Origin of the sequence: Bradyrhizobium sp. dw_411, from assembly GCF_018449695.1 — a bacterium.
GTDB lineage: Bacteria > Pseudomonadota > Alphaproteobacteria > Rhizobiales > Xanthobacteraceae > Bradyrhizobium.
In genome coordinates, this window is sequence record NZ_JAAVUY010000020.1 from 120402 (window position 1) to 140200 (window position 19799).

Below are 19799 nucleotides of genomic sequence, written 5' to 3' on the forward strand. Positions count from 1 at the left end.
TCGGGGATGAAGCCGTCAGCGCCCGGATTTTAAGCCGTCCTCTTGTTGAGCGGCGCTGGTTCCTGTTGATTCAAGATGATGCGAAACTGCGCGACGATCTCGCTGGCTATCTGGCTTTGCAGCTTCAGCGTATCGTGGACATCCCCCTCGTAGCTCCGGGCCCAGACGTCTCTCCCGGTGAGCGCATCGATCAACCGTGCGTTAATTCGAACCCGGTCACCCGAAAGCAACACAGAACCTTTCACCACGGCGTCGACGTTCAATTCTCGGGCGATCTCGCCCAGTGGCTGGCGCGTGCCCTTGTAGCCCTGAGCCAACGCCGAGGAGACCACCCGTAATCGTCTGATCTGCGCCAGGTTGGTGATCAATTCGTCGGTCATACCGTCGGCGAAGAACTCCTGCGAGGCATCACTGGAGACGTTTTGCAGCGGCAGCACTACGATTGAGTGAATGGTCTTTGCGACGTGGGTCCAGGGATAGAAAATCGTCGACAAGGAGATTGCAAGCACAGGCACGATGCCGATCATCCGCCAGGCAAAGGAACGCAGCTTCAACTGGGGTAGCAGGATGGCGTCATTGAGGCGTGGCAGATCGGGGATTTTCTGCACGATGAGATCGTCTGCAGGGATCTTCGTTGGCGTCTCGTCTGTAACCGCGACTTTCGGTTGCTCGGCGCCCACAACTGTAACTTCGGCAAGAAACCTGTAGCCACGGCGAGCGACGGTTTCGATGAATCGGGGATTCTCGGCAGAATCTCCCAGTGCTTCGCGAATCTTGCTAATTGCCTTGTTGAGGCCGTGATCGAAGTCGACGGTCGTCTCCGGCCAAAGCTTGAGGTGCAATTCCTCCCGGGTGACCAACGCTCCCGGCTGCTCCAGCAGCATGACCAGCAACTGGAATGGCTGATCCTGCAATCTGACGCGTCTGCCAAGCTTCGTCAGTTCACCGGTTCGAAGATGAACCTCGAAAACTCCGAATTTATAATTCCGGACGGATAGCTCGGCTTGCTGCATGGAATTCGGTAACCTGTGTGGAGTTCGACGCGGCCCGAGCAACAGTCAGGAGCTTCGCCCCCTAGGTAGATCGGCTTTTCAGCAGAAGTTGCCGGACGTCACAATTAAATTATCTGCGAGGTCTTCGAGATCTCAGAGCCCGTAAATCCCGTTACACGCAGGCTATAGTTGCATCACGAAGACGGCATTTCAGAAATTGGCTTGGGAGCGCAGATGCCATGGTGACAGACCCGTCGCGCCATTACTGACGACATCGGGCCTGTCGTGCTTCGCTTTTCGCCAGGTTCTTGGAAAACCGGTTACGCGTCCGGGCCAGCCGCGACATGACCGTGCCGATCGGCACCTTGGTTCGCTCGGAAATCTCGCGATAGGACAGCCCGTGGACATCGCGCAATATTATCGTCTCACGGAATCGAACCGGCAAAGCAGCAACGGCCGTCTCCATGTCGGATATCGCCATCACGATCGTTTCGGAATCCGGCTCGCCGGGATCTGCCTGAGCGATCTCGACTTCTTCGAGATTGTCGACCGTGAATACGATTGCGGGACGATTTTTGCGTATCCACGTATAGGCGGTATTACGCGTGATGGCCATTACCCAGACGCGCGCACTGCCGTCCTCGACGTTACCGACGGCACGGAACGCACGCAGACTGGCTTCCTGCAACGCGTCCTCGGCATCGTCGCGACTTCCTGTAATCCGGTAAGCCAGCGCGTAGGCCTCGCCGAGGTGCGGCAGCACCAGCCTTGAGAAGCGCGCGTGATTGTCGTCCTGCGGACTGGATTTGCCTACTATTATGCTTTTTTGCAGCGAGCCCGACGGACGCCCCGTGCGAGCGAAGAAGGAAGACATGGCAGCCTCCGAGTGATCGACTAATCCAAAAAATTTCGTTCGTGTGATTTCGAACGTGATTTGGACGCCGTATCCCTTCAATGGACTGCCTGTCCCATCGTCATGGACAGTGAGTACCCTAAAACACCCAATTAAACCAAAAGCTTATACTCTGGACATCTCTGCGGATCCTCCGGTTTCTGAGGAATATCCGCAACGGGATTTGCCTCCCTTCAGCGCGCTTTGCGTTTTGCGCGGCTGCCGAGGTCGGGCCGGCACTTCGTCGTCGCCGGCAGGCGTCGAATAACCTCCCGCACGGCTCTGTTCATTCAACCGGCCAACGTTCAATGGACAAACGCGGCGTGATCTACTTTCGTGTCTTGCCTCGTTTTGGGAAAACCAATCCCTGTATCTCCCCGGCGCAACGGATTGATGTGTGGCTGTTCCGGCCGGAACGCGACATCGCGAACGACCCGCAGGCGGCCTTTCCAAATTATGACCCGCGGATTAAAGATGCGCGGCCGCTTCCGCGGCGGGAAGCGCGTTGAATGAGTCAAAGCTACCAACCTAATTCGGAACCGATACCAGCCCATCGCCGTGCCATGATCCTGGAGCGGCTGCGGACGCTTGGTTCTGTTTCCATCAATGACCTCGCCGATTATCTGCAGGTTTCCGCCTCGACCGTCCGTCGCGATCTCGATGAGCTGATGCAGGAAGGCGCGCTGGAGCGCACCCACGGCGGCGCGATCAGTCCGCGGCGGCTGTTGTCGACCTTCGAGCCCGCCAATGCGGGCGCGGCCGCGACCAGCCAGAAGGCAGCGATCGGCAAGGAGGCCGCGCGGCGGATCGCGCCCGGCAGCAGCGTCATTCTCGATGCCGGATCGACGGTCGATGCCGCCGCACGGGCGCTGCTGGCGCTGGATATCGCGTTGACGATCGTCACCAACAGCCTCAGCGCGGCGGAGATGTGCGGGAAATCTTCAAAGCTTCGCGTTGTCGTCGTTGGCGGCACGCTTCGCAACGGTTCGGCCACGCTATGGGGAGAGCCGGGGCAGGGTTTTCTTTCGACGCTGCAGGCCGATCTCTGTCTGCTTGGCGCGCATGCCATCACCGGCGAGATCGTGACAGAATCCTCGATCGAAGGCGCCGACATCAAGCGCGCGCTGATGCGCGCGGCCCGGCAAACCATTCTGTTGGCCGATAGCGGCAAATTTCAGCCGCGCTCGTTCTGCGAAGTCTGCAACGTCAATACGCTCACAGAGATCATTACCGACGATGGTCTGTCCGCGGACCTGGCGCAGACGTTGCGGCGCTCGGAGGTCAAGCTGACGCTGGTGCCCGGTGGCGGAACGTAAGGCGATGCGCATTCGTCTCCTGGCCGATGACCGGACCGGTGCGATTGACACCGCAGTGCGGTTCGTGCCGCTCGCCGGGCCGCTGCTGGTCCAGTGGGACCTTGCGACAGCGCGAAGTTCAGACGGAAGCCTCGCGTTCGATCTGGGCACGCGCGAGTTGAGCGATGCGCGCTCCGGCGAACTGGCGGCGTCAGCCGCGGGGTTGTTGCGCGACGCCGATCTCGCCTATCTCAAATGCGACAGCCTGCTGCGCGGCTCGCTCGTGCAGGAAATCGTCGCCTGCCTGCGTGCGCAACCTTTCGATCATTGCGTGATCGCGCCGGCTTTTCCGGCACAGCGCCGGATCACGCGCGACGGCCGGCAATGGGCGGCCGCGCATGGCAGTGACCAATGGCAATTGGCCGGGCCAGATCTCGCGGCGCAGCTTGGCGAACTCGGCTTCGCAGTTTCGAAATGCCGGGCAGGTGATCGCGCGCCGCAAGGCATCAGCCTGTGGGATGCCGAAACGATTGAAGCTCTGCAGCAGATCGTCGTCGAAGGACGGCGGTTATCCGGAAGAATGCTTTGGTGCGGCTCGGCGGGCCTCGCGGAAGCGATGGCTGGCGCGGAGCCGTTGCACATTGGGACGATTGCTTCGCCGCTGCTTGCCCTCGTCGGAACGGATCATCCGGTTACGCTGCGGCAATTGCGCGAGGCCGAACCTCATCGCGTGATGTTCGATCCCGAACACGCCGATGGTATCGCTCCTATTGAAGCACAACTCGAAAAAGGCGTGGCCGTTGTGACGGTGCGCTTGCCGGCCACCCCGGACCGGCATCAGGCCGCGAACCATATCGGCGAAGGTTTTACAAATCTTCTTGCCCGGCTGCCGCAACCGGGCACGCTGTTCGTGACCGGAGGCGAAACCCTGAGCCACGTCTGTGCTGCGCTGGGGGCTGAGGCACTGGAGGTCCAGGGCGAGATCGAGCCGGGTATCCCGGTGTCGGTGTTGAAGGGCGGAAAATGGCAGGGCGTGCGGGTAATTTCCAAATCTGGCGCTTTTGGCAACGAGGGGTTGATCCGGCGCTTGATTTCCCTTGCTCAGTTGTGACAGATATTAGACGAATTTGCGCACTTTTGCGCATATGCGATGGAACGTGAGCAGCCGAATAATGAGCAAAACAGTATTGCCGGTTGCGATCACCATGGGCGATCCGGCCGGAGTCGGCCCCGAGATCATCGTCAAGGCGATCCGGCGCCTCAAGGACCGGCTCGATTCAGGCTCCCTGAAACTGTTGGTGATCGGTAGCCGGACCGCGCTTGACGAAGCCTGTCGCGCGCTCGGCGAAGCGCCCGTTCCCTCAGCGAATGACGAATCCCGGCGCGTCGCGATGGTGTCGGTCGGCGATGACGCGGCGGTCGTTCCGCTGGGACAGGTTTCAGCGCTGGGCGGCGATTTCGCCTACCGCGCGGTCGAGCGCGGCGTCGAACTGGCGATGGCCGGCAAGATCGCCGGCATCGTCACCGCGCCGCTCAACAAGGAAGCGTTGAACGCGGCCGGGCATCATTTCGCTGGCCATACCGACATGCTGGCCAAGCTGACCGGCAGCCGCGATTCCGTGATGATGCTGGCGCACGGCAATATGCGCGTCAGCCACGTGACCACGCACATCGCGTTGCACGACGTGCCGTCGCGCCTGACGCCGGAACGGCTGCGCCGCGTGACCGAACTGACGCATCAGGCATTGACCGGCCTTGGCCTGAAGCAACCCCACATCGCCATTGCCGCACTCAACCCGCATGCCGGCGAAGGTGGACTTTTTGGGCGCGAAGATATCGATATCTCGACGCCGACGATCGAGCGGATGTGCGCCGATGGCATGAATGTCAGCGGCCCAGTGCCGGGCGACACCGTGTTCGTGAAGCTGCGCGCCGGTCACTACGATGCTGTCGTCGCGATGTATCACGACCAGGGGCATATTCCGGTCAAACTGCTTGGCTTCCAGATCGATCCCGTTACGCAAAAGTGGAACGCGCTGAACGGCGTCAACATTACGCTGGGCCTGCCGATCATCCGCACCTCGGTCGATCACGGCACGGCCTTCGATATCGCGGGCAAGGGCATCGCCAACGAGGACAGCCTGATCGAAGCCGTCGACTACGCGCTGCAGCTTGGCGGGAGTACCTAAAGCGTTTTCAAGCGAAGTGGATACCGGTTCGCGTGAAGAAAACGCGTCAAATAAAACAGTTTTTTAAATCAAAAAGGCGGTGCTCAAAACAATGCGCACGCCAAAAATGGGGAGAGAATTGCAATGACGAACCGTCGTGTCCTGATTTTCGTATTGATGTTTTTTCTGGCGACGATCAATTACGTCGACCGGGTCGTGCTCTCGGTTTCGGCGACGCCGATCGCCAAAGAATTCGACATCTCGCCGGTTCAGCTCGGCTATCTCTTTTCATCGTTCCTCTGGCTCTACGTGATCTGCCTCGTGCCGATGGGCATGATCGTCGACAAGTTTGGCACCCGGGCGGTGAACGCGGCGGGCATCGGCCTGTGGTCGATCGCAACCGCGCTGACCGGGTTTGCGCCCGGCTTCAGCACGCTGATCGCCTCGCGTGTTCTGATGGGCGTTGGTGAATCCACCACCTATCCCGCAGCCGGCCGCGTGATCCGGGAATGGATCCCGATGCGCGAACGGGCATTGTTCGCGGCGATCTTCAATAGCGGCGCGTATTTCGGTCCCGCGGTCGGCGGCCTGGTGCTGACTTGGCTGGTTTCGACGGCGGGATGGCGGACGGCTTTTGTTGTCTGTGCCGCAATCGGCTTCGTCTGGCTGGCCGCCTGGTTGATCTGGTTCCGTCAACCCGAGCAGGCGAGCTGGCTGAGCAGCGAAGAACGCGCGATGATTTTGCGCGAGCGTGGGGGCAGTTCGGCGCAGGCCGCCGCCCCGTCGCTCGGGATCGGCAGATTGCTGGCGTCAACGTCGATGTTGGGCCTGATGCTGACGCAAGGCTGTGCGGTTTACACGCAATATCTGTTTCTGACCTGGCTGCCGAATTATCTGCAGGCCGAGCGCGGCATGTCGATGCTCAAGAGCGGCGCGCTGATGTCGCTGCCGTTCCTCGGCGCGGTGGTTATGACCGCCCTGATCGGCAAGCTCAGCGATACGCTTCTTACCGAAGAAACCATCCGCAGCGGCGGGCGTCGTCGTCTGGCGGCGCTGTCGATGCTGGCGGGATCGCTGATCCTGCTGACGCCGCTGGTCGGCAATGTCTATGTGATCCTGTTCCTGATCATGATCGCATTGAGCGGAGTCGCCTCCACGGTGGCGATGAATATCGCTTTGGTCAGCGATCTCCTGCGCTCCTCGGCCGACGCGGGACGCGCGACCGGGCTGTTGATCCTGGGCGGCAACATCTTCGGCATCTCGGCGCCGATCGTGACCGGCTATGTCATCCAGTCCACCGGCAATTTCGACTATGCCTTCGTCGTCGCCGGGGCGCTGCTCGTGATCGGTTCGCTCGCGGTATTCACGCTGGCGCGCAAGCCGATCGGATCGCCGGATGTTGAGGTCGCGCTGCCGGCACGCGCTGTTTGATCGAGGAGAGAGCGTTGTTCTTCCATCCGCCCAAGGATTTGCAAACCACCGTCTTCACGCGCCTGCCGGACGAATACCGCAAGGCGGATCCCAACAATGAATGGGCGCGCTATCAGCCGAAAGGCAGCCCGGCCACGTCATTGCTGGAAGGACCGTCTTTCGACAAGGATGGCAATCTGTGGTGCGTCGATCTGCCGAACGGGCGCATCTACAAGATCACCGCTGATGGTGTCTTTCATGTTGCGGCCGAATATGACGGCTGGCCCAACGGCCTGAAGTTCCACCGCGACGGGCGGATCTTCATTGCCGATTACAAGAACGGCATCATGGAAATGGATCCGGTCAACGGCAAGGTGAAGCCTTATCTGACCCGCGCCAGCCTGGCGCCGTTCAAGGGCTGCAATGATCTGTTCTTTGCGCAGAATGGCGATCTTTATTTTACCGATCAGGGCCTGACCGGACTGCACGATCCGACCGGGCGTCTCTTTCGGTTGACGCCATCAGGGCATCTCGATTGCCTGCTCGACAATGTGCCGAGCCCCAATGGGCTCGTGATGAACCTCAACGAGTCGATGATTTATCTGGCGGTGACGCGCGGCAATTGCGTCTGGCGCGTGCCGCTCAGCGCCGATGGCGGCGTTGCCAAGGTCGGCATTTATATCCAGCTCTCCGGCGGCTGGGGTGGCCCCGACGGTTTGGCGTTGGACTCACAGGGCCGGCTCTTCATCGCGCATGTCGGCATGGGCGCGGCCTGGGTCGTCGACGCCATGGGCGAGCCGGTCTATCGCATCCGCACCAGCGCCGAGCCGCATATCACCAACATGGCGTTCGGCGGCAAGGACAACAAGACGCTGTACATCACCGAGTCCGGCAGCGGGTCGATCCTGAAAGCCGAACTCGATGTGGCGGGCAAGCCGATGTTTTCGCATTCATGATGCGGAGTCCTTCACCTCTCCCCTTGTGGGAGAGGTCGGATTGCATCGCAGATGCAATCCGGGTGAGGGGTTACGGGCTATCGATAGACCTGGACCCCTCACCCCAACCCCCTCCCACAAGGGGCAGGGCTATTGCATATGAAGAAAGAGATTGGGCCTGCAGTCTTTGTGCGGCCATCCTTCGAGACGGCCGCCTGCGGCGTTCCCTCAGGATGAGGACTTTCTGTGCGGCTAAATCTTAAACCCTCATGGTGAGGAGCCTCGTCTTCGAGGCGTCTCGAACCATGAGGCCCCAGGCGGTTACCGCGGCGGAAAGTCATATGCGATAGCCCTGCCACAAGGGGAGAGGGGGCGCACCATTGTTCTTGAGATAGATCGATTCAATCTTATTGCGCTAAGCGCACGCTCCGTCCCGTCACAAACACGCCTTCGGCAGCAGCATGTGAATGCCCTTGTTGCCGTCGACCAACTGCGTGACGCGAAGGTTGCCGGCGAGGGAGCACAGCATGTAAGCGTGGTTGCGCGACAGATTGGTGCGGGCGCAGATGTGCTTGACCATTTCGCGCACGGCCTGTTTGGCGGCGTCGTCGAGATCCTCGTCGAGGCCGATCGACATCAAGTGCGTCGCGTTTTCCGCGAACGGCCATTTCAGGTCCATGTCCTTGCGCACGGTGAGGCGAAACGTTCCGGTCGTGCCGATTTCGAGCGCGGTGATGCACACCTCGCCGTCGCCCTGCACGCCGTGGCCGTCGCCGGCCATGAACAGCGCGCCGTCGTTGAACACCGGCAGATATAATGTCGTGCCCGGACGCAGTTCCTTATTGTCCATGTTGCCGCCGAAGGCGCGAGGCACTGGCGAGCCGCAACGGCCCCAGGCCGGCGGCGGTGCGGTGGCGATAATGCCGAAAAACGGATCGAGCGGAATTTCGGTGCCCCATGGCATGATGCAGACATTGCGCGCGTGGTCGACTGTGGGGTGGATGGTTTCATAATCGGTGAATTCATCCGGCAAGGTGCCGAGCAGCGGCAGGATCGACACATAGCCCCAATCCATTCGTACCTTGACGTCGAGAATGTCGACCTGAAGCACGTCGCCGGGTTTCGCGCCTTTGACATAGACCGGCCCGGTGATGAAATGCGGTCCCGGCCCCTGCACCAGGGTGTCGATGGCGGCGAGATAGTCTGCCGGCACGATGCTGCGATCCGGCGGCAGCGATTCATTGCCGCCGGCGGGGAAGGAATGCAGCATGACGATATCGCCGGAGTCGATCTCCAGTACTGGCGGGATGGTGCTGTCGAGGTAGCCCCAGACCATGTTTTCGGGCGCGGAAGAAATCTCGTGGCGGCGTGACATGGTTGGCTCCGTTGCTGGGTCTTATCCGTCAGGTGTCTTTGGTGCGCGGTTTCGGCCGAGGCCGCGACGGGGTTATTTTCCGTTTCGATTTCGCATTTGATTTCGCAGAAGCTTTCGTCGCCGCTATTTCCGGCTCGATCGTCCCAAGGCTGTCATAGATATCCTGGAACACGACCTTGAGGCGCGCAATATCGCTGGCGGAAAAATTCGATATCGCGACCTCTTCGAAATGAATTGCGATCGGCATCAACTCTTCGACCAGGGATTTGCCCTTTGCCGTCAGGTTGATCGCAACGGTCCTGCCATTGTCGGCGAGGCGGCTGCGCGTGACCAGGCCCTTGCGCTTCATCTCGCCGATCAGGCGCGACAAGGTCGAGATTTCCGTGGTGGTGACCGTCGAAAGGTCGCTCAGCCGCTGATCGCCGCTTTCCCACAGCGCGGCCATAACCCGGTACATCGGTAACGTCACGCCGAACGACGCGATGCGGCGCGCAAACAGTTCGCCCATGCGCACGCCGACCCGGTTCAGCAGATAGGGGAACGAAGTTGAAAGCCTGTACAAAGGGTTGGTACCTGACGATGCGCAACAATTGCATTCCGACAATTATCGAAACGCCTTGTGCGTAGCAAGAAAATTGCGGCTAAAATTCCCGATTGACAAATAGTTGCGTTTGCAAATATTGTAATTGAAATCGTCCGACGAAGAAGCGGATCCGCGATACGGGAGAGAAGCATGTCCCTGGACGTTGCTACCGACGATCTTCGTGCATCATTCAAGCTTGCGATGCGCCGCTTTCCCGCGGCCGTCACCGTCATTACCTCGGCCGATCAGACCCGCCGTCATGGCATGACCGCAACCGCGGTTACGTCACTTTCCATGGATCCGCCGTCACTGGTGGTCTGCGTCAATCAAGCGAGCCTGCTTCACGACATCATGCTGCTGGCGCGCCGGTTCTGCGTCAACCTGCTGCGCCGGGACCAGGTGGCCTTGTCGGCCGCGTTCAGCGGTGCGCTGCCGCCGGAAACGCGCTTCGGCATGGGCGAATGGGCGGTGTCGCCCGACGGCATCAATTATCTCGAGAATGCCCAGATCAAAATCTTCTGTCGCAAGGCCGCCGCCGTTCCCTACGGCACGCATACGATCTTCATCGGTGAGGCCGAGCGCGTCGACGTCCACGATCCGATCGAGCCCCTGATTTATCAGGATGCGACCTACTGCTTTTCAGTGCCTGCCGAAATCGAAGCCGCGTAGCCTGTCCATCACGGAGGAAACGACATGAGTGTTGCCGCGCACGCTTTTGAGCGAATAACCGGTCGGTCGGCCGCCGAACGCCCGAGCATTGACGAACTCAGGTCGCATGTCGCGAGCGTCTGTCCGCAAATCAAGGCCAGGGCCTACACCACGGAAAAAAGCGGGCGCGTACCTGCGGAGAATATGCAGGCGCTGCGGGAGATCGGCTATTTCGATATCGTGAAGCCGCGCGCCTTCGGTGGTTACGAATATGATTTCGATGTGCTGGTCGACCTCAACATCGAGCTTGCCAAGGCCTGCGCTTCCACCGCCTGGGTCGGCGGATTGCTGTCCGCGCATCAATGGCTGGTTGCGAGTTTTTCCGAACAGGCCCAGCGCGACGTCTGGGATGGGAATCCCGATGCGCTGGCCTGCGGCTCCTATGCGCCAACCAACAAGGCCGTTGCTGCAAATGGCGGTTATACGTTGACCGGCCGCTGGTCCTTCGCCAGCGGCTGCGACAACGCGCAATGGTCGCTGTGTGCCGCGTTGTTGCCGTCGCGGACGGAGGCGGACCGTTTCACGCCCGCTTTTTTGCTGGTACCGGCCTCGGACTACCTGATCGACGATAATTGGAATGTGGTCGGCCTCTCCGGAACCGGCAGCAAGACGCTGCAGTTGAAAGACGTATTCGTTCCCGAGCACCGGATTCTGACGTTTCTTGAATCAACGTCGGGCAAGACGCCGGGCGCGCTACTTTACTCGGAAAATCCTGGCTTTTCGATTCCGATGTTGTGCAACATCCCGTCCTGCCTCGCCTCGACCGCGGTCGGTACCGCGGCAGGCGCGCTGGAGGATTATCTCGATGTCACCAGCAAGCGCGTGACCCGCGGCGCGGTGGCCGGGAGCAACAACCGGATGGCCGAATTCCCGACGATCCAGTTACGGGTCGCGGAGGCTGCCGCTTCCATCGATGCGGCGCGCGAAATTCTGCTGCGCGATTTGCGTGAGCGGGCGAGCGCGGTTCGCGCCGACCAACCAGTCTCGATCGAGGACCGCATCGTCAGCCGCCGCGGGCAGGCCTTTGCGGTGTCTCTCGCCATCCGCGCCAGCGAAGCGCTTAATGCATCGACCGGCGGGCTCGGGCTCGATCTGGCCAATCCGGTTCAGCGCGCCTGGCGCGACGCCAACGCGGTCGGCCGTCATATCAGCATGAATTGGGACGCAGTGGGGACCATGTATGGCCAGCTCGCGCTGGGCCTGACGCCACAAGGACAGTACTGAAAATTCAACGGGAGAATGAGCATGCAGGGCAAGATCGCACTCGAAGAACACTTCGCAATTCCGGAAACGTTGATGGATTCAGCGGGCTTCCTGGCCGAAAGCGTTTGGCCCGAACTCAAGTCGCGCCTGCTCGATATCCAGGACAAGCGGCTTAAGCTGATGGACGAGCAGGGCGTCGAGATGATGATCCTGTCGCTCAACGCGCCCGCGGTGCAGGCGATACCCGATATCAAAAAGGCCAATGAAATTTCGATCCGGGCCAATGATTATCTGGCCGGGGAAGTCGCCAAGCGCCCCGACCGCTTTCAGGCTTTCGCGGCGCTTCCGATGCAGGACCCGGATCTGGCGATCCGCGAACTCGAGCGCACGGTCAAGACGCTCGGCTTCAAGGGCGCGCTGGTGAACGGCTTTTCGCAGGTCGGCGACGGGCAGACCCCGCTATATTACGATCTCGAGCGCTTTTGGCCGTTCTGGGCGAAAGTCGAACAGCTCGACGTGCCGTTCTATCTGCACCCGCGCAATCCGCTGGCGCAGGACGCGCGGATTTATCAAGGCGCCGAATGGCTGCTTGGCCCGACCTGGGCGTTCGGTCAGGAGACCGCGGTTCATGCTTTGCGCCTGATGGGCTCGGGGTTGTTCGACCAATATCCGGGGCTGCGCATTATTATCGGCCATATGGGCGAGGGGCTGCCCTACAGCATGTGGCGCGTCGATCACCGCAATGCCTGGGTGAAAGCGCCGCCGAAGTATAAAGCGAAAAAGAAAATCGCCGAATATTTCAACGAGAATTTCTATCTGACGACGTCCGGAAACTTCCGGACCCAGACGCTGATCGATGCCCTGCTTGAAATCGGCGCGGATCGAATTTTGTTTTCGGCGGACTGGCCGTTCGAAAACGTCGATCATGCCGCGGAATGGTTCGACAGCGCGACCATCAGCGAAGCCGACAGGAAAAAGATCGGCCGGGACAACGCGCTCAAACTGTTCAAGCTCGAGGACAGGAGCGCAGCCCAATCCGGCAAGGCCCAAGCCGCAGAATAGCGGCAGGCCGTCTTATAAAGCCAGATAACATCGGGGAGGACGGGAATGAGTTCGCAAGCGATCGACGTTCACGCGGAGCTGGAAGACGCCAAATTGAGTTCGTTCCATTGGCGCCTTGGCGCTATCATGGGATTGCTGACTCTGTTTGACGGCTACGACACGTTCAATCCTGCTTACGTCATTCACTATGTCGCCGGTCCCTGGGGCCTCAAGGCCGGGCAGGCCGGCCTTTTGATCTCCAGCGGACTGGTCGGCTTCCTGCTCGGGGCCGCCTTGCACGGCGTCGCGGCGGACCGGTTCGGACGCCGCGGTACGCTGCTGGCAGGACTTTGGATCACGAGCGTGTTCACGCTGCTCACGGCGCTGCTGGCAAACTCGTTCGCGTCGTTCTGCGTGTTGCGGCTATTGACCGGAATGGGCCTCGGCGTGCTGCTGCCGCTGGCCACGACCTACATCAATGAACTCGCGCCGCGCCGGGTCGCCAATACATTCTCGCTCTGGGGCGTCGCCTTGGGCTGGGCGGGCGGTGGCACGCTGGCGGGCGTGGTCGGCGTTTTCGCAACGCCGTCGCTCGGCTGGCAAAGCCTTTACTGGATCGGATCGTTCTCCTTTGTGCTGTTGCCGGTCATGCATCTGATGCTGCCGGAGTCGCCGAAATTCCTGGTGCTCAAGGGAAGGACGGCTGAAATCCGGGACATGCTGTCGAAGCTGCGGCCGGAGCGCGCGGATATCTATGCGACGGCGACCATTGCTGCCGCGGATCGGCAGGTTTCGGGAAACCTGATTCTCGAACTGTTGCAGCCGCGCTATCGCCGGACGACGATCGCGATCTGGGTCACGGCCTTTCTCAGCCTGTTCTGCATCTTCGGCCTGTCCGGATGGATCCCGACGGTGATGATCCAGCGCGGCGAAACTTTTGCCACCAGTTTCGGTTTTGGCGCGCTGATGCAGATCATGTCCTTTGTCGGCGGGCTGGTTCTCGGTCACCTCGTCGATCGCTTCGGCCGCAGCCGGGGACTTCTCGGGCTGTGGTGGGGGATCGGCGGATGCGCAGTTCTGACGCTGGTGTTCCTCAACGATCATCTGGTCAATGTCACCTGCGTGGCCGCGGCCGGATTCTTCGTCATCGGTGCGCAGTTCGTACTCAATAACTTTACGGCGACCGCCTATGACACCAATGTACGGGCGACCGCGGTCGGTATGGAATTGGGGGTCGGGCGGGTCGGGGCCATTCTGGGGCCGTTCGTGGCCGGCGCGCTGCAACAGAGCTATCAAAGCGCGCTGCCGATGTTCATCTCGATCGGCTGTGCGGCGCTGGTGGCGGGTAGTGTCATCCTGTTTGCAAACCGCGCCAGCGCGGAGACGACCACCGAGCGTCTGGCGGTGTCCACGGCGGGATAGGCGATCCGATCGCGCGGGGCTTTCTGATTTCCGGTGGGTGAACTATAGAGAGTCCCCAACGGCACAGCGCTCCGCTGGCGCCGCGCAATCCGGGACTTGCTTCCACCGATGACGAACTTTCACGGCGTCTTTCCCTATCTGGTCTCGCCGGTCGATGCCGGCGGCAACATCCGCACCGATGTGCTCGGCCGGCTCTGCGACGATCTCATCAAGTCGGGCGTGCACGGACTGACCCCGCTCGGCTCGACCGGCGAGTTTGCCTATCTCAACGCCGCGCAGCGCATGAGCGTGGTGCAGACCACGATCGAAGCCGCCAAAGGCCGCGTCCCGGTGGTGGCTGGCGTCGCCTCCACCTCCACGCTCGATGCCGTCGCGCAGGCCAGGGCCTACCAAAAACTCGGCGCCGACGGCATTCTCGCGATCCTGGAAGCGTATTTTCCGCTCAACGATGCGCAGGTCGAATCCTATTTTCGCGCCATCGCCGACGCGGTCGATATTCCCGTGGTGATCTACACCAATCCGCAGTTTCAGCGCTCCGACCTGACGCTCGATGTCATCGCGCGGCTCGCGGCGCATCCGCGTATCAGCTACATCAAGGATGCCTCGACCAATACCGGACGGCTATTGTCGATCATGAATCGCTGCGGCGACGCGATCCAGGTGTTCTCGGCCTCCGCGCATATTCCCACTGCCGTGATGCTGATCGGCGGGGTCGGCTGGATGGCGGGACCGGCCTGTTTGATTCCACGGCAAAGCGTCGAATTGTACAATCTCTGCAAGGCCGCGCGCTGGGACCAGGCGCTGGCGTTGCAGCGCCGGCTATGGCGCGTCAACGAAGCCTTCGCGCGTTATAATTTGGCCGCCTGCATCAAGGCCGGGCTTTCGATCCAGGGCTATGACGTCGGCGACCCCGTGGCGCCGCAGGCCGCGCTGACGGCGGATGAGCGCAAGGCGGTCGAGACGGTGCTGCGGGAGGTGGGGTAGCCACACCCCCCGTCATTCCAGGGCGATGCGAAGCATCGAACCCGGAATCTAGAGGTAATTAGCTCGAGATTCCGGGCTCGCGCTACGCGCGCCCCGGAATGACGGAGGATAAGAGCCCTTGGCCTGTTCCTTGCCTATCGGCTAAAACACGCCCAGCCATTACGACATCCGAAGGACAGACGAATGAACATTTTCCCCGGCAATATGCGTTTCGGTGCGGGTCAGCCGGTCAAGCGGCTTGAAGACCAGCGGCTGTTGACCGGGACCGGGCATTTCATCGACGACAAGCCGGAAGACGGGGCGCTGTGGCTGCATGTGCTGCGCTCGCCGCATGCCCACGCGAAAATCGTATCGATCGATACCAAGGCGGCCGCCGGGATGGCGGGGGTGAAGGCCGTTTACACAGGGGCTGACCTGATTGCCGACGATATCGGCACCCTGCCGACATTGTTGGTTTTCCCGCGTCCCGACGGCTCAAAGATGACAGTGCCGCCGCGGCGGCTGCTGGCCCATGAGATCGTGCGCTTTGCCGGCGAGTCCGTCGCGGCTGTGGTGGCGACATCGCGGGTCGCGGCGCAGAGCGCGGCCGAGGCGATCGAGGTCGAATACGAAGTGCTGCCGTCGGTGGTCGATCCCGTCGCGGCGATCAAGCCGGGCGCGCCGGCAGTGTGGGCCGAAGTGCCTGACAATATCGTCGCGGCGATGAGCTATGGCGATGCCGCCAAGGTCGAGGCCGAATTCGCCAAGGCGGCGCATGTGGTGTCGCTCGATCTGGTCAACCAGCGCTTGGTGCCCTCGGCGATGGAGCCGCGCTCCACCATTGCCGACATCGAAAAGAAGACCGGCCGGCTGATCCTCCATGTCCAGTCGCAAACACCTGCCTCGACCCGCGACATCCTCGCCGAAGCCGTGTTGAAGCGGCCGAAAGAAAGCGTGCAGGTGCTGGTCGGCGACATCGGCGGCGGCTTCGGCCAGAAGACCAGCCTTTATCCGGAAGACGGCATGGTGGCCTATGCCGCGGTCAAGCTGAATCGTAAAGTGCGCTGGCGCGGCGACCGCACCGATGATTTCGTCGGGGGCACCCATGGCCGCGATCTGACCTCGACCGGCGAATTCGCGCTCGATGCCAAAGGCCGCGTGCAGGCCTATCGGGTGCGCTCGGTCGGCGGCACCGGCGCCTATGTGTCCGGCACCGGCGCGCTGATTCCGCTCGTGCTCGGGCCGTTCGTGCAGACCGGCGTCTATGACCTGCCGCTGGTGCATTACGATATCAAGGCTGTGATGACGAACACCGCGCCGGTCGGCGCCTATCGCGGCGCGGGCCGGCCGGAAGCGGTCTTCATCGTGGAGCGGCTGATGGACGCCGCGGCGCGCCAGATCGGCATGGATCCACGCGCGATCCGCAAGGTGAACTACATCAAGCCGGCGCAGATGCCCTACACCAACGCGGTCGGCCAAGTCTACGATTCCGGCGCATTCGCGCACATGCTGGAGCGCGCTTCCAAGCTCGCGGACTGGGACGGCTTCGCCGCGCGCAAGAAGGCGGCCAAGAAGAAGGGCCTGCTCTATGGCCGCGGGCTCACCAGCTATATCGAATGGACCGGCGGAACCGTGCACACCGAAACGGTTAGCCTGCACGCGACCGCCGAGGGGCGCGTCGTTCTTCAGACCGGCACGCAGGCGATGGGGCAGGGGTTGCAAACCAGCTTCTCGCAGATGGTCGCGGCGTCGCTGGGCATCTCGATCGACAAGATCGACGTGGTGCAGGGCAATACGGATCTGGCGATCGGGTTCGGCAGCGTCGGCTCGCGTTCGCTGTTTGTCGGCGGCACGGCGGTGGTGGTATCGGCCATCGACCTGATCGCCAAGGCGCGCGAGAAAGCGTCGGGGATTCTCGAAGCCTCCGTCGACGATATCGAATATCATGACGGCTGGCTCACGGTGGTCGGCACCGACAAGCGCGTCGGCCTGTTCGAAATCGCCAAAAGTGAACAGGGCGCGCGGCTGAGCGTGGAGAGCGAAGGGACGGCTGACGGCGCGACCTTCCCGAACGGCACGCATATCTGCGAAGTCGAGATCGATCCGGAAACCGGCGTCAGCCGGGTGGTGCGCTACACCACGGTCGACGATGTCGGCATCGCGATCAATCCGATGCTGGTGACAGGACAAGTCCATGGCGGCGTCGCCCAGGGCATCGGTCAGGCGCTGTATGAGGGCGTGACGTATGATCCCGAAGGGCAGTTGCTGACCGCGAGCTATCAGGATTACTGCATTCCGCGCGCCGGCGACGTTCCGCCGATCGAGGTCACGCTGGATGATTCCGCGCCCTGCCGCACCAATCCCCTGGGCGCCAAAGGCTGCGGGGAATCCGGTGCGATCGGAGGGCCGCCCTGCGTCACCAATGGGGTGATGGACGCGCTAAGCGATCTCGGCATCACCTCGATCACCACGCCACTCTCGCCGCTGAAGGTCTGGCAGGCGATTCAAGAGGCGAAGGCGGCAAAGGCGGCGTAGGTTTAGATTGAAACACTGTCATTCCGGGATGGTGCGCAGCACCAGACCCGGAATCTCGAGATTCCGGGTTCGATGCTTCGCATCGCCCCGGAATGACGGCGCATCTCGAATGACGGTGTGAAAGTCATCCCGTTCTGCTAGGTTCCCCCCGAGCATAACGGGAGAGAATCCAATGCGCAGACTATGGACCGTGCTGGCGGCGCTGGCGATGTTGAGCCTGACCAATTGCGGCTATAATGCCATTCAGACCAATGACGAGCAGGTCAAGTCGAGCTGGTCGGAGGTGCTGAATCAGTATCAGCGCCGTGCCGATCTGGTGCCCAACCTGGTCAATTCGGTGAAGGGCTTTGCGCAGCAGGAAAAGGATGTACTGCTCGGGGTCACCAACGCCCGCGCCAAGGTCGGCAGCATCCAGGCGACGCCGGAGTTGGTCAACGATCCCGGCGCCTTCGCGAAATTCCAGGCCGCCCAGGGCGAACTGACCAGCGCCCTCTCGAAACTGCTGGTGGTGACCGAGAATTATCCGCAGCTTAAATCCGACGCGCTGTTTCACGACCTGATGTCGCAGCTCGAAGGCACCGAGAACCGCATCACGGTGGCGCGCAACCGCTACATCAAATCGGTGCAGGATTATAATGTCGGCATCCGCACCTTCCCGAACAACCTGACCGCGATGGTGTTCGGTTACAAGGAGAAGGCCAACTTCACGGTCGACAATGAGAAGGAGATCTCGACCGCGCCGAAGGTGGATTTCAATCCGGCGCCGGCCAAATAGTTTTGGCAAATGATCGGTCTGCGATGATCGCTGCAAGGGCCTCCCTGCTTGCGCTATTGGTGTGCTGGGCCTGCGCCGCCTTTGCCGACGTCGCGGTGCCGCCGCTGTCGGGAAGGGTGGTCGACCAGACCGGCACGCTGTCCAGCGACACCATCGCGTCGCTGACGCAGACCCTGCGCGGGCTGGAGCTGCGCAAGGGCAGCCAGGTCGCGGTGCTGATCGTGCCGACGACGCAGCCTGAAACCATCGAGCAATATTCGATCCGGGTCGCCGAGGCCTGGAAGATCGGCCGCAAGAAGGTCGACGACGGCGCGCTGCTGGTGGTGGCCAAGGACGACCGCAAGCTGCGTATCGAGGTCGGCTACGGCCTCGAGGGCGCGCTGACCGACGTGACCTCGAAGCGCATCATCGACGAGATCATCACGCCAAGATTCCGCAGTGGCGATTTTTCCGGCGGTATTTCGCAGGGGGTCGACAAGATCATCGGCGTGATCGATGGCGAGCCGTTGCCCGCACCGGCGCCGCGGCGGCAGGAGCAGGAGGAGCCGGATTCCTTCCTGATGTCATTTCTCAATCCGCTTAATCCGTTTTCCATCTTCGCGGTTCTGATCCTCGGCGGGGTCTTTCGCCGCCTGTTTGGCCGGCTGTTCGGCTCGGTCGCGGCCGGCGGCCTGATCGGCGTCCTCGCCTGGTTCATCGCGGGCTCGCTGATTGTGTCGGCGATCGCCGCCATCATTGCGTCGCTGTTCACGATGTTCAGCGACACCATCACCGCGCCGACATCGGCCGGACCCGGTGGCCGCCGCTCCCGCGGATCATGGAGCGGCGGCGGCGGATCGTGGTCCAGCGGCGGCAGCAGTTCGAGCGACAGCGGCGGCTTTAGCGGCGGTGGCGGAAGTTTTGGTGGCGGTGGCGCGTCCGGTAGCTGGTAGGTCTGGAAAGATGGGCATCAAACGTATCGGCAAGCATCTGGTCGAGCACCGCTGGCGGGTGCGGCGCATTTTTCCGAAGGAAGTGCTGACCCTGATCGAGCGGACCATCAAGGCGGGCGAGGCCACGCATACGGGGCAGGTGCGTTTTGTCGTGGAAGGGGCGCTCGACGGCGCGCCGCTGTTTCACGACCAGTCGCCACGCGACCGCGCGCTCGACATCTTCTCGCAATTGCGGATCTGGGATACCGCCCACAATAACGGCGTGCTGATCTATCTCTTGCTGGCCGACCGCGACGTCGAGATCATCGCCGACCGCGGCATCGACGCCAAGGTCAATGCCGCTGGCTGGGAAAAAATCTGCCAGTCGATGGAGACGGATTTTCGGGCCGGGAATTTTTCGGGCGGCGTGATCAAGGGAATTCAGGCGGTCTCGCAGCAACTGGCGGCGCATTTTCCGAAGAGCGGGCCGGGACCGAATGAACTGCCGGATGAGCCGGTGGTGATGTAGGGGATACTGGCCATTCCCCTCTGGAAGGAATGATACACTTGGAAAGTGCGGCAACTATCACG

General features: G+C 61.6%; 19 protein-coding genes. 15 read left to right on the forward strand and 4 right to left on the reverse strand.

Going from position 1 to position 19799, the window contains the following annotated elements; translation table 11 throughout:
• Positions 1-29: 29 nt before the first annotated feature.
• Both HB676_RS28220 and HB676_RS28225 read right to left on the reverse strand, forming a co-directional pair.
• Positions 30-1013 (reverse strand): winged helix-turn-helix domain-containing protein, encoded by a 984-nt coding sequence (locus HB676_RS28220; protein WP_213741754.1) that lies wholly within the window; start codon positions 1011-1013, stop codon positions 30-32.
• Positions 1014-1254: 241 nt separating this feature from the next.
• Complete coding sequence (locus HB676_RS28225) at positions 1255-1866, reverse strand: sigma-70 family RNA polymerase sigma factor (RefSeq protein ID WP_213741755.1); 612 nt, start codon at positions 1864-1866, stop codon at positions 1255-1257.
• Between the two features lie 326 nt (positions 1867-2192).
• On the opposite strand from HB676_RS28225, the gene HB676_RS28230 reads away from it, so the two are divergent.
• From HB676_RS28230 to HB676_RS28255, 6 genes are all read left to right on the forward strand, one after another.
• Positions 2193-2393, forward strand: coding sequence for a hypothetical protein (locus tag HB676_RS28230; protein ID WP_213741756.1), 201 nt, complete (start codon positions 2193-2195; stop codon positions 2391-2393).
• Positions 2394-3200: a DeoR/GlpR family DNA-binding transcription regulator gene (locus HB676_RS28235; RefSeq protein WP_213741757.1), complete on the forward strand. Its 807-nt coding sequence runs from the start codon at positions 2394-2396 to the stop codon at positions 3198-3200.
• 4 nt (positions 3201-3204) lie between these two features.
• Positions 3205-4290: a nucleotide-binding domain containing protein gene (locus HB676_RS28240; protein ID WP_213741758.1), complete on the forward strand. Its 1086-nt coding sequence runs from the start codon at positions 3205-3207 to the stop codon at positions 4288-4290.
• A 61-nt stretch (positions 4291-4351) separates the two neighbouring features.
• Complete coding sequence (pdxA, locus tag HB676_RS28245; RefSeq protein WP_249780512.1) at positions 4352-5368, forward strand: 4-hydroxythreonine-4-phosphate dehydrogenase PdxA; 1017 nt, start codon at positions 4352-4354, stop codon at positions 5366-5368.
• Between the two features lie 123 nt (positions 5369-5491).
• Positions 5492-6778 (forward strand): MFS transporter, encoded by a 1287-nt coding sequence (locus tag HB676_RS28250; RefSeq protein ID WP_213741759.1) that lies wholly within the window; start codon positions 5492-5494, stop codon positions 6776-6778.
• Between the two features lie 14 nt (positions 6779-6792).
• Positions 6793-7713, forward strand: a complete 921-nt coding sequence (locus HB676_RS28255; protein ID WP_213741760.1) for an SMP-30/gluconolactonase/LRE family protein — start codon at positions 6793-6795, stop codon at positions 7711-7713.
• 415 nt (positions 7714-8128) lie between these two features.
• Here the strand turns inward: HB676_RS28255 and HB676_RS28260 are convergent, their stop codons facing one another.
• Both HB676_RS28260 and HB676_RS28265 read right to left on the reverse strand, forming a co-directional pair.
• A complete protein-coding gene (locus HB676_RS28260; RefSeq protein WP_213741761.1) occupies positions 8129-9067 on the reverse strand; it encodes an acetamidase/formamidase family protein in 939 nt (312 codons plus the stop codon).
• A gap of 28 nt (positions 9068-9095) precedes the next feature.
• The gene (locus HB676_RS28265) at positions 9096-9629 is read right to left on the reverse strand and encodes a MarR family winged helix-turn-helix transcriptional regulator (protein WP_213741762.1); all 534 of its coding nucleotides are present in this window, start codon (positions 9627-9629) and stop codon (positions 9096-9098) included.
• A 171-nt stretch (positions 9630-9800) separates the two neighbouring features.
• Here HB676_RS28265 and HB676_RS28270 point away from each other — a divergent pair, with 171 nt between their 5' ends.
• From HB676_RS28270 to HB676_RS28310, 9 genes are all read left to right on the forward strand, one after another.
• A complete protein-coding gene (locus HB676_RS28270) occupies positions 9801-10319 on the forward strand; it encodes a flavin reductase family protein (protein ID WP_213741763.1) in 519 nt (172 codons plus the stop codon).
• Between the two features lie 24 nt (positions 10320-10343).
• Positions 10344-11582, forward strand: coding sequence for an acyl-CoA dehydrogenase family protein (locus tag HB676_RS28275; RefSeq protein WP_213741764.1), 1239 nt, complete (start codon positions 10344-10346; stop codon positions 11580-11582).
• A gap of 21 nt (positions 11583-11603) precedes the next feature.
• The gene (locus HB676_RS28280; RefSeq protein WP_213741765.1) at positions 11604-12623 is read left to right on the forward strand and encodes an amidohydrolase family protein; all 1020 of its coding nucleotides are present in this window, start codon (positions 11604-11606) and stop codon (positions 12621-12623) included.
• Between the two features lie 45 nt (positions 12624-12668).
• Positions 12669-14024: an MFS transporter gene (locus HB676_RS28285; protein WP_213741766.1), complete on the forward strand. Its 1356-nt coding sequence runs from the start codon at positions 12669-12671 to the stop codon at positions 14022-14024.
• A 108-nt stretch (positions 14025-14132) separates the two neighbouring features.
• The gene (locus tag HB676_RS28290; protein WP_213741767.1) at positions 14133-15008 is read left to right on the forward strand and encodes a dihydrodipicolinate synthase family protein; all 876 of its coding nucleotides are present in this window, start codon (positions 14133-14135) and stop codon (positions 15006-15008) included.
• Between the two features lie 183 nt (positions 15009-15191).
• Positions 15192-17522 carry a xanthine dehydrogenase family protein molybdopterin-binding subunit gene (locus HB676_RS28295; protein WP_213741768.1) on the forward strand — a complete coding sequence of 777 codons (2331 nt, stop codon included), beginning with the start codon at positions 15192-15194 and terminating at the stop codon, positions 17520-17522.
• A gap of 172 nt (positions 17523-17694) precedes the next feature.
• Positions 17695-18297: a LemA family protein gene (locus HB676_RS28300; RefSeq protein WP_213741769.1), complete on the forward strand. Its 603-nt coding sequence runs from the start codon at positions 17695-17697 to the stop codon at positions 18295-18297.
• A gap of 23 nt (positions 18298-18320) precedes the next feature.
• Positions 18321-19229 (forward strand): YgcG family protein, encoded by a 909-nt coding sequence (locus HB676_RS28305; protein WP_213741770.1) that lies wholly within the window; start codon positions 18321-18323, stop codon positions 19227-19229.
• 10 nt (positions 19230-19239) lie between these two features.
• A complete protein-coding gene (locus tag HB676_RS28310) occupies positions 19240-19737 on the forward strand; it encodes a TPM domain-containing protein (protein ID WP_213741771.1) in 498 nt (165 codons plus the stop codon).
• The last annotated feature ends 62 nt before the right edge of the window (positions 19738-19799 follow it).

Bases quoted from the DNA above. Each gene is read 5' to 3' on its own strand.
- pdxA (WP_249780512.1), top strand. From the start codon at position 4,352: ATGAGCAAAACAGTATTGCCGGTTGCGATCACCATGGGCGATCCGGCC.
- HB676_RS28285 (WP_213741766.1), top strand. From the start codon at position 12,669: ATGAGTTCGCAAGCGATCGACGTTCACGCGGAGCTGGAAGACGCCAAA.
- HB676_RS28240 (WP_213741758.1), top strand. From the start codon at position 3,205: ATGCGCATTCGTCTCCTGGCCGATGACCGGACCGGTGCGATTGACACC.
- HB676_RS28280 (WP_213741765.1), top strand. From the start codon at position 11,604: ATGCAGGGCAAGATCGCACTCGAAGAACACTTCGCAATTCCGGAAACG.
- HB676_RS28275 (WP_213741764.1), top strand. From the start codon at position 10,344: ATGAGTGTTGCCGCGCACGCTTTTGAGCGAATAACCGGTCGGTCGGCC.
- HB676_RS28310 (WP_213741771.1), top strand. From the start codon at position 19,240: ATGGGCATCAAACGTATCGGCAAGCATCTGGTCGAGCACCGCTGGCGG.
- HB676_RS28235 (WP_213741757.1), top strand. From the start codon at position 2,394: ATGAGTCAAAGCTACCAACCTAATTCGGAACCGATACCAGCCCATCGC.
- HB676_RS28300 (WP_213741769.1), top strand. From the start codon at position 17,695: ATGCGCAGACTATGGACCGTGCTGGCGGCGCTGGCGATGTTGAGCCTG.
- HB676_RS28250 (WP_213741759.1), top strand. From the start codon at position 5,492: ATGACGAACCGTCGTGTCCTGATTTTCGTATTGATGTTTTTTCTGGCG.
- HB676_RS28225 (WP_213741755.1), bottom strand. From the start codon at position 1,866: ATGTCTTCCTTCTTCGCTCGCACGGGGCGTCCGTCGGGCTCGCTGCAA.
- HB676_RS28220 (WP_213741754.1), bottom strand. From the start codon at position 1,013: ATGCAGCAAGCCGAGCTATCCGTCCGGAATTATAAATTCGGAGTTTTC.
- HB676_RS28290 (WP_213741767.1), top strand. From the start codon at position 14,133: ATGACGAACTTTCACGGCGTCTTTCCCTATCTGGTCTCGCCGGTCGAT.
- HB676_RS28230 (WP_213741756.1), top strand. From the start codon at position 2,193: ATGGACAAACGCGGCGTGATCTACTTTCGTGTCTTGCCTCGTTTTGGG.
- HB676_RS28270 (WP_213741763.1), top strand. From the start codon at position 9,801: ATGTCCCTGGACGTTGCTACCGACGATCTTCGTGCATCATTCAAGCTT.
- HB676_RS28260 (WP_213741761.1), bottom strand. From the start codon at position 9,067: ATGTCACGCCGCCACGAGATTTCTTCCGCGCCCGAAAACATGGTCTGG.
- HB676_RS28305 (WP_213741770.1), top strand. From the start codon at position 18,321: ATGATCGCTGCAAGGGCCTCCCTGCTTGCGCTATTGGTGTGCTGGGCC.
- HB676_RS28295 (WP_213741768.1), top strand. From the start codon at position 15,192: ATGAACATTTTCCCCGGCAATATGCGTTTCGGTGCGGGTCAGCCGGTC.